At 71.5% G+C, this 14,489-nt stretch carries 14 protein-coding genes; 7 read left to right on the plus strand and 7 right to left on the minus strand.

Going from position 1 to position 14,489, the window contains the following annotated elements; all coding sequences use genetic code 11:
• Positions 1-211: 211 nt before the first annotated feature.
• The 5 genes from ACWDUZ_RS22745 (at position 212) to ACWDUZ_RS22765 (ending at position 5,390) form a co-directional block, all read left to right on the plus strand.
• Entirely contained in the window at positions 212-1,147 is a 936-nt protein-coding gene (locus tag ACWDUZ_RS22745; protein WP_451633614.1) for a cellulose-binding protein, read from the plus strand.
• Between the two features lie 85 nt (positions 1,148-1,232).
• Entirely contained in the window at positions 1,233-2,330 is a 1,098-nt protein-coding gene (locus ACWDUZ_RS22750) for an ATP-binding cassette domain-containing protein (protein ID WP_451633615.1), read from the plus strand.
• A 3-nt stretch (positions 2,331-2,333) separates the two neighbouring features.
• On the plus strand, positions 2,334-3,107 hold the full coding sequence (locus ACWDUZ_RS22755) for an ABC transporter permease (RefSeq protein ID WP_451633616.1): 774 nt from the start codon (positions 2,334-2,336) through the stop codon (positions 3,105-3,107).
• Between the two features lie 139 nt (positions 3,108-3,246).
• Complete coding sequence (locus ACWDUZ_RS22760) at positions 3,247-4,518, plus strand: ABC transporter ATP-binding protein (protein ID WP_451633617.1); 1,272 nt, start codon at positions 3,247-3,249, stop codon at positions 4,516-4,518.
• Positions 4,515-5,390, plus strand: coding sequence for an ABC transporter permease subunit (locus tag ACWDUZ_RS22765; RefSeq protein ID WP_451633618.1), 876 nt, complete (start codon positions 4,515-4,517; stop codon positions 5,388-5,390). Before ACWDUZ_RS22760 ends, ACWDUZ_RS22765 begins: the two co-directional genes overlap by 4 nt.
• A gap of 7 nt (positions 5,391-5,397) precedes the next feature.
• Here the strand turns inward: ACWDUZ_RS22765 and ACWDUZ_RS22770 are convergent, their stop codons facing one another.
• Positions 5,398-5,730 (minus strand): ATP/GTP-binding protein, encoded by a 333-nt coding sequence (locus ACWDUZ_RS22770; protein WP_451633619.1) that lies wholly within the window; start codon positions 5,728-5,730, stop codon positions 5,398-5,400.
• Between the two features lie 256 nt (positions 5,731-5,986).
• Here ACWDUZ_RS22770 and ACWDUZ_RS22775 point away from each other — a divergent pair, with 256 nt between their 5' ends.
• On the plus strand, positions 5,987-7,015 hold the full coding sequence (locus tag ACWDUZ_RS22775) for an LLM class flavin-dependent oxidoreductase (RefSeq protein ID WP_451633620.1): 1,029 nt from the start codon (positions 5,987-5,989) through the stop codon (positions 7,013-7,015).
• 82 nt (positions 7,016-7,097) lie between these two features.
• Here the strand turns inward: ACWDUZ_RS22775 and ACWDUZ_RS22780 are convergent, their stop codons facing one another.
• Positions 7,098-7,490: an SCO5389 family protein gene (locus ACWDUZ_RS22780; protein WP_030170159.1), complete on the minus strand. Its 393-nt coding sequence runs from the start codon at positions 7,488-7,490 to the stop codon at positions 7,098-7,100.
• A 301-nt stretch (positions 7,491-7,791) separates the two neighbouring features.
• Here ACWDUZ_RS22780 and nucS point away from each other — a divergent pair, with 301 nt between their 5' ends.
• The gene (gene nucS, locus ACWDUZ_RS22785; protein WP_451633621.1) at positions 7,792-8,463 is read left to right on the plus strand and encodes an endonuclease NucS; all 672 of its coding nucleotides are present in this window, start codon (positions 7,792-7,794) and stop codon (positions 8,461-8,463) included.
• Between the two features lie 71 nt (positions 8,464-8,534).
• Here nucS and ACWDUZ_RS22790 read toward each other — a convergent pair whose 3' ends face one another.
• The 5 genes from ACWDUZ_RS22790 to ACWDUZ_RS22810 form a co-directional block, all read right to left on the minus strand.
• Positions 8,535-11,171: an ATP-binding protein gene (locus ACWDUZ_RS22790; RefSeq protein WP_451633622.1), complete on the minus strand. Its 2,637-nt coding sequence runs from the start codon at positions 11,169-11,171 to the stop codon at positions 8,535-8,537.
• 349 nt (positions 11,172-11,520) lie between these two features.
• Positions 11,521-11,844, minus strand: coding sequence for an STAS domain-containing protein (locus ACWDUZ_RS22795; RefSeq protein ID WP_451633623.1), 324 nt, complete (start codon positions 11,842-11,844; stop codon positions 11,521-11,523).
• A 169-nt stretch (positions 11,845-12,013) separates the two neighbouring features.
• Positions 12,014-12,862, minus strand: coding sequence for a 3-hydroxyacyl-CoA dehydrogenase family protein (locus ACWDUZ_RS22800; protein ID WP_451633624.1), 849 nt, complete (start codon positions 12,860-12,862; stop codon positions 12,014-12,016).
• A gap of 313 nt (positions 12,863-13,175) precedes the next feature.
• Positions 13,176-13,892, minus strand: a complete 717-nt coding sequence (gene lepB, locus ACWDUZ_RS22805) for a signal peptidase I (RefSeq protein ID WP_451633625.1) — start codon at positions 13,890-13,892, stop codon at positions 13,176-13,178.
• A gap of 34 nt (positions 13,893-13,926) precedes the next feature.
• A complete protein-coding gene (locus tag ACWDUZ_RS22810; protein ID WP_451633626.1) occupies positions 13,927-14,388 on the minus strand; it encodes an SMI1/KNR4 family protein in 462 nt (153 codons plus the stop codon).
• Between the last annotated feature and the right edge of the window lie 101 nt (positions 14,389-14,489).

Raw genomic sequence — 14,489 nt, forward strand, 5'->3', positions numbered from 1 at the left:
GGGCGTTTCGGAGGGCTTCCTCCGAGGTCGTCCGGGAGCCTCCCGGGGCCCTCCGGGGGGCTTCCACCCGGTCCTTGGCAAGCCGTCCGGCGGTCAGCCACTCAAAAGAGGTGTCATTCTCCAGATCAAACACGTATCCGCTCGATGACACACCGCTTCGGCCCCTAGGATTCGACCTATCACCTCACCGGTCTCATTCGACAGGAACCCCATGAGCGACACTTCCCCCTACGGCTTCGAGCTTGTGCGGCGTGGGTACGACCGCGCTCAGGTGGACGAACGTATCTCCAAGCTCGTCTCCGACCGTGACAGCGCTCTCGCCCGCATCACCGCTCTGGAGAAGCGCATCGAGGAGCTCCACCTCGAGACGCAGAACGCCCAGGCCCAGGTGAACGACGCCGAGCCGTCGTACGCGGGTCTCGGCGCGCGCGTCGAGAAGATCCTGCGTCTCGCCGAGGAAGAGGCCAAGGATCTGCGGGACGAGGCCCGGCGCGCGGCCGAGCAGCACCGCGAACTCGCCGAGTCGGCGGCCCAGCAGGTCCGCAACGACGCCGAGTCCTTCGCCGCGGAGCGCAAGGCCAAGGCCGAGGACGAGGGCGTCCGGATCGTCGAGAAGGCCAAGAGCGACGCCTCCCAGCTGCGTGCCGAGGCGCAGAAGGACGCGCAGTCCAAGCGGGAGGAGGCGGACGCCCTCTTCGAGGAGACCCGCGCCAAGGCCGCCCAGGCCGCCGCCGACTTCGAGACCAACCTCGCCAAGCGCCGCGAGCAGTCCGAGCGCGACCTGGCCTCCCGTCAGGCCAAGGCCGAGAAGCGGCTCGCGGAGATCGAGCACCGCGCCGAGCAGCTGCGTCTGGAGGCGGAGAAGCTGCGCACCGACGCAGAGCGCCGCGCCCGCCAGACCGTCGAGACGGCCCAGCGCCAGGCCGAGGACATCGTGGCCGACGCCAACGCCAAGGCGGACCGCATCCGTTCGGAGTCCGAGCGCGAGCTGGCGGCGCTGACCAACCGTCGCGACTCCATCAACGCCCAGCTGACCAACGTCCGCGAGATGCTGGCCACCCTCACCGGTGCCGCGGTCGCCGCCACGGGCGCGCCGGCCGAGGACGAGCCGATCTCCCGTGGGGTGCCGGCCCAGCAGTCCCGCTGACGCACGCCCCACCGGGTCCGAACGTCGTGGAGCCCTCCGCCGCCTTCCGGTGGCGGGGGGCTTCGTGCGCCTCTAGCGTGGCCGCATGATCGAGCTGTCGGGGCTGACCAAGCGGTACGGCGAGAAGGTGGCGGTGGACGACCTCACCTTCACGGTGCGGCCGGGCATCGTCACGGGCTTCCTCGGGCCCAACGGTGCGGGGAAGTCCACCACCATGCGGATGATCCTGGGCCTGGACCATCCCACCGCCGGTGACGTGCGCATCGACGGGCGGCACTACCACGAGCTGAGGGACCCGCTCACCCGCATCGGCGCCCTGCTGGACGCCAAGGCGGTGCACGGCGGCCGCCGCGCGTACCACCATCTGCTGTGCCTCGCCCAGAGCAACGGCATCCCCACCGGCCGGGTGCACGAGGTGCTGGAGACGGTGGGTCTGACGGCGGTGGCCCGGAAGAAGGCGAAGGGCTTCTCGCTCGGCATGAGCCAACGGCTCGGCATCGCAGGCGCGCTGCTGGGCGATCCGCGGATCCTGATGTTCGACGAGCCGGTCAACGGCCTCGACCCCGAGGGCATCCTCTGGATCCGGAGCCTGATGAAATCGCTGGCCGCCCAGGGCCGTACGGTCTTCGTCTCCTCCCATCTGATGAGCGAGATGGCGCTGACCGCCGACCACCTCGTCGTCATCGGCCAGGGCAGGCTGCTGGCGGACACCTCCATGGCCGAGTTCATCGAACGCAACTCCCGCTCCTGCGTCCTGATCCGCACCCCGGACCGCGAGCGGCTGCTCGACGCGCTGCACGAGGCCGGGATCACGGCCGTGGAGGGCGCCGGCGGGCGGCTGGAGGTCGACGGCGGCAACGCCGAGCGGCTCGGTGAGCTGGCCGCGCGCCACCAGGTGGTGCTGCACGAACTGAGCGTCCGGCAGTCCTCGCTGGAGGAGGCGTTCATGCGGCTGACGGCCTCGTCGGTGGAGTACCACGCCCGCACGGAGCCGCCGCCCGGGCGGCCGTGGGGAGCGGACCGGGACACGACGGGAAACGCCAGGACCACGAAGGCCGCGGAGACCGTGCAGACCGCGGAGACCGGGAGCGACAGCGGCACCACGAGCGGCATGGACACCGCTGCGGACACGAGGACCACGAAGGCCGCGGCCGACACGGCCACGACGACGGCGGAGGGCTGAGGCATGGCGGCGACCCAGGTCATCCGGTCCGAATGGACCAAGATCCGGTCGGTGGCGTCCACCGTGTGGACCCTGTCCCTGGTGGTGGTCGTCACCGTCGCCCTCGGCATGCTGATCTCGGCGCTGACCAAGCACGAGTTCGACAACATGCCACCGCGCGAGCAGCTCTCCTTCGACCCGACGCTCATCAGCTTCGCGGGCATGACACTGGGCCAGCTGGCGATGATCGTGTTCGGGGTGCTGGTGGTGTCCAACGAGTACAGCACCGGCATGATCCGCACCTCACTGGCCGCGGTCCCCCGGCGCGCCGCCTTCCTGACGGGCAAGGTGGCCGTCGCGACCACGCTGGCGCTGGTCGTCGGCCTGGTCACCAGCTTCGCCGCCTTCTTCCTCGGCCAGGCGATGCTCGGTTCGCCGCTGCGGACCTCGCTCGACTCCCCCGGCGTGCTGCGCGCGGTCATCGGCGGCGGGCTCTACATGGCCCTCATCGCGATGTTCTCGATGGGCGTCGCCGCGATGCTGCGCTCGCCGATGCTGTCGCTGGGCGTCCTGATGCCGTTCTTCTTCCTGGTCTCCAACATCCTCGCCAACGTGTCGGCGACCAAGAAGGTCGGTCAGTACCTGCCCGACCAGGCCGGCAGCCGGATCATGCAGGTGGTCCCCCGGGTCGGTGACGACACCCCGTACGGGCCCTGGGGCGGCCTGGGGATCATGGTGCTGTGGGTGATCGCGGCGCTCGCGGGCGGCTACGCGCTGCTGCGCCGGCGTGACGCCTGAGGCTTCTCCCCCTCCCTTCCCGGTTTTACTTTCTTTTGGCCGGAACCGTCAGCGCCCGGATATCCTCCTAACCCTTACGGGGGCGTGTGCCCCGCTGTCCTGAATTCCCGGGACGGGTACCTTCCGATGGGACCGGAGCATGATCGAGGCAGTCGGCCTGACCAAGCGCTATGGCGACAAGACCGCCGTGTACAACCTTTCCTTCCAGGTACGGCCCGGCGCCGTCACCGGCTTCCTGGGCCCCAACGGGTCGGGCAAGTCGACGACCATGCGAATGATCCTCGGCCTGGACAACCCCACCGCGGGCACGGTGACGATCGGCGGCTACCCGTACCGGAAGCTGCCCAACGCACCGCGCCAGGTGGGCGCCCTGCTGGACGCGAAGGCCGTGCACGGCGGCCGGAGTGCCCGCAACCACCTGCTGTCCCTGGCCCAGCTGTCGGGCATCCCGGCGCGCCGCGTCGACGAGGTGCTGGGCGTGGTCGGCCTTCAGGACGTGGCCAGGAAGCGTTCCAAGGGCTTCTCGCTGGGCATGGGGCAGCGGCTCGGCATCGCGGCGGCGCTGCTGGGCGACCCGCAGGTGCTGCTGTTCGACGAGCCGGTGAACGGCCTCGACCCCGAGGGCATCCTCTGGGTGCGGAACCTGATGAAGGCGCTGGCCGCCGAGGGACGGACCGTGTTCGTCTCCAGCCACCTCATGAGCGAGATGGCGCTGACCGCCGACCACCTGATCGTCATCGGGCGCGGGCAGCTGCTCGCGGACATGAGCGTGACGGCGTTCATCTCGGCGAACTCCGCGGACTTCGCGCGGGTGCGCACCCCGGACGCCGAGCCGGAGCAGCGGGAGAAGCTGACCTCGGCGCTGACCGAGGCCGGCGGGCATGTGCTGCCCGAGCCGGACGGCGCGCTGCGGGTGACGGGGCTGCCGCTGCCGCGCATCAGCGACCTCGCGCACGAGGCCGACGTACGGCTGTGGGAGCTGTCGCCGCACCAGGCCTCGCTGGAGGAGGCGTACATGCGGATGACGCAGGGCGCCGTCGACTACCGCTCGACGATCGACCAGAAGGCGGGGCTGATGCAGCCCCTGCCGCCCGGCGCCCTGCCGCCCCTGCCGGTCCCGGGCCAGGGCCAGCCCGGCTGGTACGCCCCACCGCCGCCCCAGCAGGCCGGTCAGCCCCTCACCGCACCGCAGCCGCAGCCGGGCCAGGGTCCCTACGGCGCCCAGGCCCAGCCCCAGCCGTACGGCGCTCCGGGAGCGGGCGGGCCGAACCCGTACGCCCAGCCCGTCGCCGCACCCGCCGTGCCGGCCGCGCCCCCCGCTCCGCCCGCCGCTCCCGCCTCCCCCGCCCCGGGGGCCGCGCCCGCCCCCTCCCCCGCCGTCGACACCACCAAGTCCGAGGACGCCCGATGAGCACGCCGCAGACTCCGACGCCGCAGGCCGCGCCGCCCGCCTGGGAGGCGGCGGCCGGCCGCGCGTACCCCGCTTACACCTCGCCGATCCCCGTGGTCCGCACGCACCTCGGGCACGCCCTCGCCTCGGAGTGGACGAAGATCAGATCGGTGCGCTCCACCATGTGGACGCTCGGTGTGTTCGTCCTGCTCGTACTCGGGATCGGGCTGCTGACCGGTCTGGTGATCGCCAGCTCCTCGTCGGACCTCTCCGGTGACGAGAACCCGCTGTCGCTGGGCTTCTTCGGGCTGCTGCTCGGCAGCATCTGCCTGATCACGCTGGGCGTGCTGACCACGGCCTCCGAGTACGGCACCGGCATGATCCGCACGACGATGACGGCGTGCCCCAGCCGGGGGCGGGTGCTCACGGCGAAGGCGCTGGTGTTCTTCCTGGTCGCCTTCGCGATCACCCTGGTGTCCACGGCCCTGGTCGCCGTCTTCCAGACGGCCCTGCTGGAAGGCAGCGGCGCCCGGCAGCCGACCGGGGCGGAGTGGTTCAAGGGCACGGTCGGCGTCAGCCTCTACATGGCCCTGCTCGGCCTTCTGTCGCTGCTCATCGGCTCCGTGCTGCGGCACTCGGCGGGCGCCATCACCATCATGATCGGTGTGGTCCTCGCCCCGCTGGTGATCGCGCTGTTCATGTTCACGCGGTCGCTGGAGAACGTACGCCAGGCCCTGTTCGAGTACTCCATCCCGAACCAGTTGAGCGTGTTCTACTCCAACTCCCTGAGTCGCTCCGGCCCTTCGGGCTGGGACCCGCTGTGGATCATCCTGGGCACGACCGTGGTCGTCGCCGTCGGCGCCTGGGCGCTGCTGCAGAAGCGGGACGTCTGAGGACGGTTCAGAACCTCGGCGCGTCCCGGGACCGCCGCACCCGCGTGGTGCGGCGGTCCCTCGCGTTCCAGCAGGCCTTGTGCCAGTGCCGGCGGTCGTCCACCCCGGCGTACTCGGGCCAGGCCACCACGTGCGGGACGCCCGAGCCGATCACCTGGTCGCAGCCCGGGCAACGGTAGGTCTTGCCCGCCGCGCTGGCGCCCGCGACATGGCGCACGCTCCACTCCTCGCCCTGCCAGTCCTCCGTGGACTGCCAGCCGCCGTAACGGCCTCCCGCGTCGTCCTCGGCGCTCCGGCCGGACGAGCCGGCTCCCTTGGGGCGGTTGCGACGCGGGGACACGGGACACCTCACCGGGGTCTGCGGACGGACGGGTTTCGCCTCCAGCGTACGCGGCGCCGGCAGGGGCACACGCCAGGATCCTCCGGGATCCGCCGGTATCGGAATACCCGGCCAAATCCTGTCAACCCGCCCTCAGGAACGTCCGATTCCGCAGACAATCCGGAAATCCCTTCGCCAGGCCGTGTCCTCGTCACGTGTCGTGCGGTTATGCCCGGTGGGGGAGCTCCGCGTCGGAGCCGAGGAAGCAGGAAAAGCAATGCGTGTAGGAAGTTTCGTGTTGGCCGCCCAGTTCCCGGGACAGGGTCAAGGGGAGCCACTGCACCGCGCGGTCCGTACGGCCGAGGTCGCCGAGGAGGCGGGGCTGGACGCGGTCTGGCTGGCCGAGCACCACTTCGTACCGTACGGGACGTGTCCGTCGGCCATCACCCTGGCCGCACTGCTGCTCGGCCGTACCCGCCGGCTGAGGGTGGGGACGGCGGTCAGCGTGCTGCCCACCGTCCACCCGGTGGCGCTCGGCGAGCAGGCCGCGCTGCTGCACGTGACCAGCGGCGGCCGGTTCTCGCTGGGCGTGGGACGCGGCGGGCCGTGGGTGGACCTGGAGGTGTTCGGGGCCGGTCTGGAGGCGTACGAGAAGGGGTTCCCGGAATCACTCGATCTGCTGGTCCGCTGGCTGCGCGACGCGTCGGTGTCGGCCTCGGGCGAACGATTCAGCTTCCGGGAGGTCCCCGTCGTGCCCCGCCCCTCGGAAGCGTTGCACGAGGCCTCGGGCCCCGAGGTCGTCGTCGCCTGCACCTCCCCGACGAGCGTGCGGCTGGCCGCCGAGCGCGGGCTGCCCATGCTCCTGGGGATGCATGTCGGGGACGAGGAGAAGGCCGAGATGGTCGCCCTGTGGCAGCGCTGCGCGCGGGCGGCCGGACGGTCCGGCGAGGAGATCCAGGCCGCCGCGCATGTCTCGGCCGGCGTCTGCCAGATCGCGGACCGGCGCACGGACGCGGCCGAGACCCTGCTGAAAGCGATGCCAGGGTGGCTGAAACAGGGGCTGGACGCGCATGTCACCGTGGACGGCCGCAACCGCCGGATGCGCGATCCGCTGGCCTACACGGAACTGCTCTGCGGGCTGCACCCCGTGGGCACTCCGCGCCTGTGCGCCGACCGGCTGGCGGCCACCGCGGAGCGGACCGGCATCTCCCGGTTCGCGCTGCTCGTCGAGGGTTCGGGCGACCTCGCGGCGACCGAGGAGAACGTACGCCGGCTCGGCGCCGAGGTGCTCCCCCACCTCGGCTGAGCCGGCGGCCGTCACGAGGGCCTGCCGCCCCGGCACTGAATGCACCTCCCGCGTACGGGGCGGCAGGCGGACAACTGCCCCGTCAGCAGTCCCTGAGCTCCGGTGACTGGTTGAGCAGCTGGGCGCGCACCGACGTGAACTTCGCCAGCCTCTCGTCGGCCGAGGCGTCCAGCGGGAAGACCGCCACCCGGTGGCAGTTCTGGAAGGCCAGCCGGACACCGAAGTGCCGCTGGAGCGCGCCGCGTATGGCGTCACTGGCGAGCGCACGCAGCAGCTGACCGCGATGCTGCTCACTCGGCGGCGGCGTCTGGTTGTCGGCGAACTCTCCGCCGTCCACCTTCAGCTGGGCCACCAGGGAGCTGATCATCTCCCATGCGTAGGGCAGGGAGGTCCGGACGCAGTCGACGAATTCAGCTTCGTCGACCTCGCCTCGCTCGGCCTGTTCGAGTAGGGCCGGTGAGACGTCGAGCGACATGGGTTCTCCTCTCGCACCCCCGGTGAGCAGGGGTTGCCGGACAGATGAGGGAGTGCGCGATACCGAACACGGTGCGTACACACATCGCGACCTCCCGTTCTCTACGGTAGGCAACGAAACGAGGCCCCACCAGGCGAATGCACGTACAGACAGGGCGGGTTGGGCACACAATCGGCCATAAGTGAACACGGGTGATCCAGGGAAAAATGGGACGGCCCACACAGGCCCGCCCGACCGCCGGGAAGGCGGGTCCGGTGACCGGATCGCGCGCGGCCCGGTGCGTCGAGTAGCGTTGCGGACCATGCGTCTCGTCATCGCCCGGTGTTCCGTCGACTATGCGGGCCGGCTCACCGCCCACCTCCCGTCAGCGCCCCGTCTGATCCTGGTCAAGGCGGACGGCAGCGTCTCGATCCACGCGGACGACCGCGCCTACAAGCCCCTGAACTGGATGTCGCCGCCGTGCACACTCAAGGAGGGCACCGGTGACGACGAGGGCGTGTGGACCGTCGTCAACAAGGCGGGCGAGAAGCTCATCATCACGATGGAGGAGATCCTGCACGACTCCTCGCACGAACTCGGCGTCGATCCGGGGCTGATCAAGGACGGCGTGGAGGCGCACCTCCAGGAGCTGCTCGCCGACCGCATCGAGACGCTCGGCGAGGGCTACTCGCTCATCCGGCGCGAGTACATGACGGCCATCGGCCCGGTGGACATCCTGTGCCGGGACGGCGCGGGGCAGACGGTCGCCGTGGAGATCAAGCGGCGCGGCGAGATCGACGGCGTGGAGCAGCTCACCCGCTACCTGGAGCTGCTGAACCGCGATCCCCACCTCGCCCCGGTGCGCGGCATCTTCGCCGCGCAGGAGATCAAGCCGCAGGCGCGGGTGCTGGCCACCGACCGCGGCATCGGCTGCCAGGTGCTGGACTACGACGCGCTGCGCGGCATCGAGGACGACAAGCTGCGGCTGTTCTGAGAGCGGCGACCCACGGCAGCAGGCGGAGGGGCCCGGCCCGCGTGACGCGGATCGGGCCCCTCCCCGTGTGTTCAGATCACCGCGTCGTCACTGCCGCTCGGGGCGCCCGGCTCCGCGTCGCCGCCGGTCGAGCCGCCGGACTCGGCGGGGGCGCTGGAGGTGGCGGTGCGGGTGGGGGCGGAGCCGCTGGCCGAGTCGGTGGTGTCCGGCGCCGTCGAGGCATCACCGGTCGGCTCGTCGGTCGGCGACGAACTGCCGGACGGCGTCGGCGACGAAGTGTGGGACGGCGTGTCGCTGGGGGACGACGTGTTCTCCGAGGGTGTCGGCGTCGGGGATCCGGGCCTGGTCGACGAACCGGACGGCTTCGGCGGTCCTCCGTTGCCGCCCTTGTCGTCGCCCGTTCCCTTCGTCGGGTCGGAACCCGTGGCCGGCCCGTGCGTGCCCGCCGCCGGGGTCGGGTCGTCCGACGTGCCGTAGGTGCCGTCGGGGCCCGGGTCGGTGGGGCTGCTGGTGGTGCCGGGGGTACTGCCGCGGCCGGTGGCGGTGTCGCCGCCGTTCTGCGGGATGTCGGCGTCCAGGCTGTCGTCGTCCGTGCCCTGGCTGGCGGACGGGTTGACGCCGACGTTGTCGGAGGGGTCGTTGGCGTCGTTGTGGGACGTGGCGCCGAGCGTCACCACCGTGCCGAGGACGGCCGCGAGCAACGCGCCCGCGCCCGCCGCCACCAGGTTGCGCCGGGCCAGGCCCTTGAGCCCGACCCGGTGCTTCGTCGTGCTGTCCGGTGAGGAGGCGTGCGACGACGCGTACGCGCCGGAGCCCGAGCCGGCGGCCGAGGGCTGGTAGGTGACCAGTGCGGTGGTCGCGTCGTCGGACCGCCGGAGCGCCGGGAAGGGCGCGAGGACGCCGCCGGGCGGCGAGGCGGACTTCTCGGTGCGGGCGTCGGGCACCTCTTCCCCGGCGGTCGCCCCGAGGCCCGGCAGGGCGGCCGCTCCCGGGGTGGTGCCGGAGAGGTCGGCGACCAGGGCGAGGGCACGTCGGCCGGCGACGGTGCCGCGCTTGTCGGCGAGGGCGCCGCGCAGCCCGATGGACGCCTCCAGCTCGGCGCGGGCCCGGTCCAGTTGGCCGCCGCAGAGCGCGACTATGCCCAGCTCGTGGTGGAAGTAGGCCTGGTCGGCGACCTCGCCGGAGAGCCGGGAGGCCTCCGTGCCGAAGCGCAGCGCGCGTTCCCAGGCACTCCAGTTGAGGCCCGCCGCGAACGCGGGGGCGGCGGTCCGGGCGAGCCGGACGGCGACGCTCTCCTCGCCCTCTCCGGTCGCGGTCGTGATGGGGACGAGCACGGCCAGCGCGGCGAGCACGGCGTCGGCCTCGGCGGCGACCCGCTCGGGCGTGACCGAGGGATGGCCGGCCCACCAGGCGTAGTGCTGGGCGGCGGTCCGGGCCTGTTCCTCGGCGTCGTCGCCGTATCCGGCGGCCTCCAGCTGGGTGAGGACCCCGGCGGCGAGCCGGTGGCGGGAGCCGGCCGGGGAGACCAGGCCGCAGCTCACCAACTCGCCCAGCGCGGCGTCGGCATGGGTGTCGCCGACCAGCGCGGGCAGATGGGCCTGGTGGGGCACCTCGCCGCCGAGCGCGACGGCGAAGCGCAGGGTGGCGCGGGCGGAGGCGCTGAGCCGGGAGGCGAGCAGCGGGGCGGGCGCGGCGGCCTCGCCGAGCGAGGGCAGGGGCACGTCGTCGCCGCCCCCGTCGAACGGCCCGTCCGCCGGCGGCGCGTCGGCGAAGACGCCGAACTCCTCGACGGCGTCGGTGCCGGCCCGCAGCCGGTCGCGCTGGCGCAGCAGGGCGCCGGCCTGGACGAAGCGCAGGGGCAGGCCCTCGGACTCGAACCAGAGGTCGCCGGCCCAGTTGGCCTCCTCCTCGGTGAGCACCCGGCCGACGCCGCGCTCGATGAGTTCGACGCCGCCGGCCCGGTCGAGACCGCCGAGGAAGACCTCCTCGACGGCGGACTCGGCGGACGGCGCCGGCACGTCGGGGGTGGCGGAGATCAAGAACGCGCACTCGGGGGTGGCCTCGAGGAGTTCGTCCAGGGCGCTGCCGCCGAACTCGATGTCGTCCAGGACGACGACCGCGCCGATCTCACGGACGTACTCGAGCAGTTCGTCCCGGCCCGGGCGGTGCCGGGGCGCGTGGTGCACGGCGTGGAAGAGCTCGTGCAGCAGATCGGTGACCGTACGGCGATGCCCGGTGAGGCGGACGACGCCGTCGGGGGCGAGGTCCACGCAGTCCTCGGCGACCAGGTCGAGCAGGCTGGTGCGGCCGGAGCCGCCGGGGCCGGTCAGCCGCACGGAGCGGCCGCGGGCGAGCAGCCGTACCAGCCGCTCGCGTTCGTCCTGGCGCTCCAGCAGCGGCTCCGTCGACGGGGCGGGCCCCGGTGCGACGGGCGGCTTGGCCGCGCGGTCGGTCTCGGCGCGCTCCGCCGCCGTGTGCCGGTGCGCCCGGTCCGGGCGTTCTCCGGGCGGACACGCCTCTATCTCGCTGCCGTCGACGGGATTGACGGTGAGCAGGAAGTCACCGGTGACGACCTGCACCGTGCGGGCCGGTGCGGGCGTGTGCGGTGTGAAGTCGGATGCGAGGGAGTCCCTGGGGGGCCGCCGGCCCGGCCCGTGGCCGTCGCCGTCATGGCCCATGCCCTCGGGATCCCGGTTGTTCGGGTCCATGGGTTCCATAGGTTCCAAGCCCCCAAAAGCGTCTCGTGTGCTGGGCGGAGTCCGGCGACCCAGCCCACCCCCGGCCTTGCCGCACACCACGCTGTCGCTTCTGGTCCGGGCCCGCTCGAGGGTCGCGAGGCAGCGGGCGACCGAACCCTAAACCTTCGCACAGTATCTCCGACAGCCCGGGGTGCTACGCCGACCGGGACGTCACAGTCTCGTGAGGATTGCGTGTGACGTACGGTTCGCCGTGGTCCGTCCCGTCTCTGCCGTCGCCCGGTTCACACCGGTACGTGCCGCTCCGCGGACCGGCCGGCCTCCGTCGCGGCGGGATGCCGGCCCGGGCCGGCTGCGGGCCTCAGACGCGGGGCAGGGACTCCACTCCGATGCCGCCCTCGATGGCGAGGATGCGGTGCAGCCGGGTGGCCACCAGCAGGCGCTGCATCTGCGGCGGTACGCCGCGCAGCACCAGCCGCCGGCCGCAGCGGCCGGCGCGCCGGTGGACACCCATGATCACACCGAGTCCGGTGGCGTCCCAGGAGTCGAGTTCCGACAGGTCGAGGACGAGGTCGCCCGCACCGTCGTCCACGGCCGAGTGCAGGACCGTACGGGCGTCCGCCGCGCTGCGGACGTCGAGGCGGCCCCCGACGACCACCTCGGCGTGGTCGCCCTTGATGTACATATGCGCTCCCGTGAATGCGGTGGCGTGCTCCGTGTGACGGTTGGCTGTGCAACGTCTGACTGCTTCTGTGACGGTACGGTTGCTGGTTGTTGGCTAATCGATACCGAATTCACCCTCATGGGTGAGGCAGACAACCGTTGTGCGGCCCGGACCGGCCCTGGTGCTGGTTCTAGTGCTTGTAGAAGCCCTGCCCGCTCTTGCGACCGATGTCACCGGCGTCCACCATCCGGCGCATCAGCTCCGGCGGGGCGAACTTCTCGTCCTGGGTCTCGGTGTAGATGTTGCCGGTGGCGTGCAGCAGGATGTCGACGCCGGTGAGGTCCGCGGTGGCGAGCGGGCCCATGGCGTGCCCGAAGCCCAGCTTGCAGGCGAGGTCGATGTCCTCGGCGCTGGCCACGCCCGACTCGTACAGCTTGGTCGCCTCGACGACGAGGGCCGAGATGAGCCGGGTGGTGACGAAACCGGCCACGTCGCGGTTGACGACGATGCAGGTCTTGCCGACGGACTCGGCGAACTCCCGCGCCCTGGCGAGGGTTTCGTCGCTGGTCTTGTAACCGCGGACGAGTTCGACGAGCTGCATCATCGGCACCGGCGAGAAGAAGTGCACACCGACGACCCGCTCCGGGCGCTCCGTCACGGCCGCGATCTTGGTGATCGGAATGGCGGAGGTGTTGGAGGCGAGCACGGTGTCCTCGCGGACGAGCTTGTCGAGCGTGCGGAAGATCTCGTGCTTGACGTCGAGCTTCTCGAAGACCGCCTCGACGACGACGTCGGCGTCGGCCGCCGCGTCCAGGTCGGTGGTGGTGGTGATCCGGGCGAGAGCGGCCTCGGCGTCCGCGGCCTCCAGCTTGCCCTTGGAGACGAACTTGTCGTACGAGGCCTTGATGCCGTCGGTGCCACGCCGGAGCGCCTCGTCCGTGACGTCCCGCATCACGACCTCCCAGCCCGCCTGCGCGGAGACCTGGGCGATGCCGGATCCCATGAGACCGGCCCCGATGACGGCGAGCTTCCGTGCCACTGACGACTCCCCTTCGAAAACGACTGCGTCAACCGACTCCGCGTGGACGATGCCCGCGGTCGAGGCCTGACCCACTGTTCAGGTATGCCCCTGGCCGGACACTAGCGCCAGACACGGGCGGTGCGGCGGAGTTAGTAACGCGTTTCACGTCTCACGGGGTGAGACGCCGGTCACGTGGTCCGTTCTTCGCGGCCGATCGAGATCCGCTCACACCGAAACCCGCCTCGCTCGGCCTCATGTCGCCGACGTACGGGCCGGGTTCGCCGACGGTGCTCATGAGGCCCCGCCCATCACGAGGGTGCGCGCTCGCCGTTCACGCGGAGCGACGGCGCCCGATGACCGCCAAGGCCGCTGCGGCGACCAGGCCCGCGGCGGCCGTCGCCGCGCCCACCCACATCCACGAGCGATCCGGGGACGGAACACTCGCGCGGTCCACCGCCACGCCGACGACGGCGGAGCGGGCGATGCTCCCGCCGTCCTCAGAGATGTGCGCGCGTGAGTCGGCCGCGATGTCCCGGTGGTCACCGAGGAGGAAGAGCCGATTCGCGGGGACGGTGACATCCACCGGGGAGCTGAAGCCGCCGTGCTCGGCGACATACGGCTCCCGCAGCGTCTTGCCGTTGACGCTCACCTTCCCGGTCTCGTCGATGACGACGTGATCTCCGCCCACTGCTGTCACCCGCATCAGGAAGACACCGTCGACGCCCCAGTCGTGCGCGGAGAACAGGACCACCTCACCACGCCGGACAGCCGAGCCGTCGACGGACCTCACCGTGACGTCGTCCCCCGAGGGGTACGTCGGTTCCATCGCCCGGCTCTGCTGCTGCCACGTCCGGTAGCCCGTCGCCGCGTCTCCCGCCACCAGGGCACCGCCCACCGCCAGCACCACACCGGCCACCGCGATGCCCAGCGCCACCACGAGCGGCACGCGGCTGCCCGCGCGGCCCGGAGCCGGCGGATGCGGCCACTCGTACGGTGCAGACGCCGGTTGCCGGGACTCGTACGACGGCGGTTTCCACACGTCGTCCATCGAAATGAGCTCCCTTCTCTCCGTCACCCTCGGTTCAGGCCGGCTCGAAGAACGGCTGAGGCACGGAATCGGCCACGGTATAGGGCCGGAATCCGGGATCGGTGAGGATCCGGTACAGAAACTCCGTGGCGCACATCTCGTAGCGGTCCCAGTCCTCGGCGTCCTCCATCTTGGCAAGGACCGGCCATGCGTCCACGGGGCCGTCCGTGACCTGCCAGTAGTACCGATCGGCCGCACGCGAGACACCCCAGGGGACAAGACCACCGGTGGTCCCGGGCCGGTGGATCCGGTAGGGCGCGAACGGGCCGTCCGTACTGTCGTCGTTCGCCAGCAGCCGACGCCAGATTCTCAGCAGGTCCGCCACTCTCGTCTCGTCGGCGCACAGCACCGACACCACCTGCGAGAACTCGCCGACGCCGAACGCCTGACACAGCCGCTTGTAGTCTCCTGGCAGTTCGGTGCCCAGCTCCGCTTCGATCTCCGCCCAGGGTTGCACGGCGTTCCGTGTGTCACGATCTGTGACACGGAGCAGAGAATCAACCCACATCACACAATACCTCCGCTTGTTCACACATGTGTCGGCTCTTGAGGAGCCCA

The sequence above is a fragment of the Streptomyces sp. NPDC003393 genome (genome assembly GCF_053589015.1).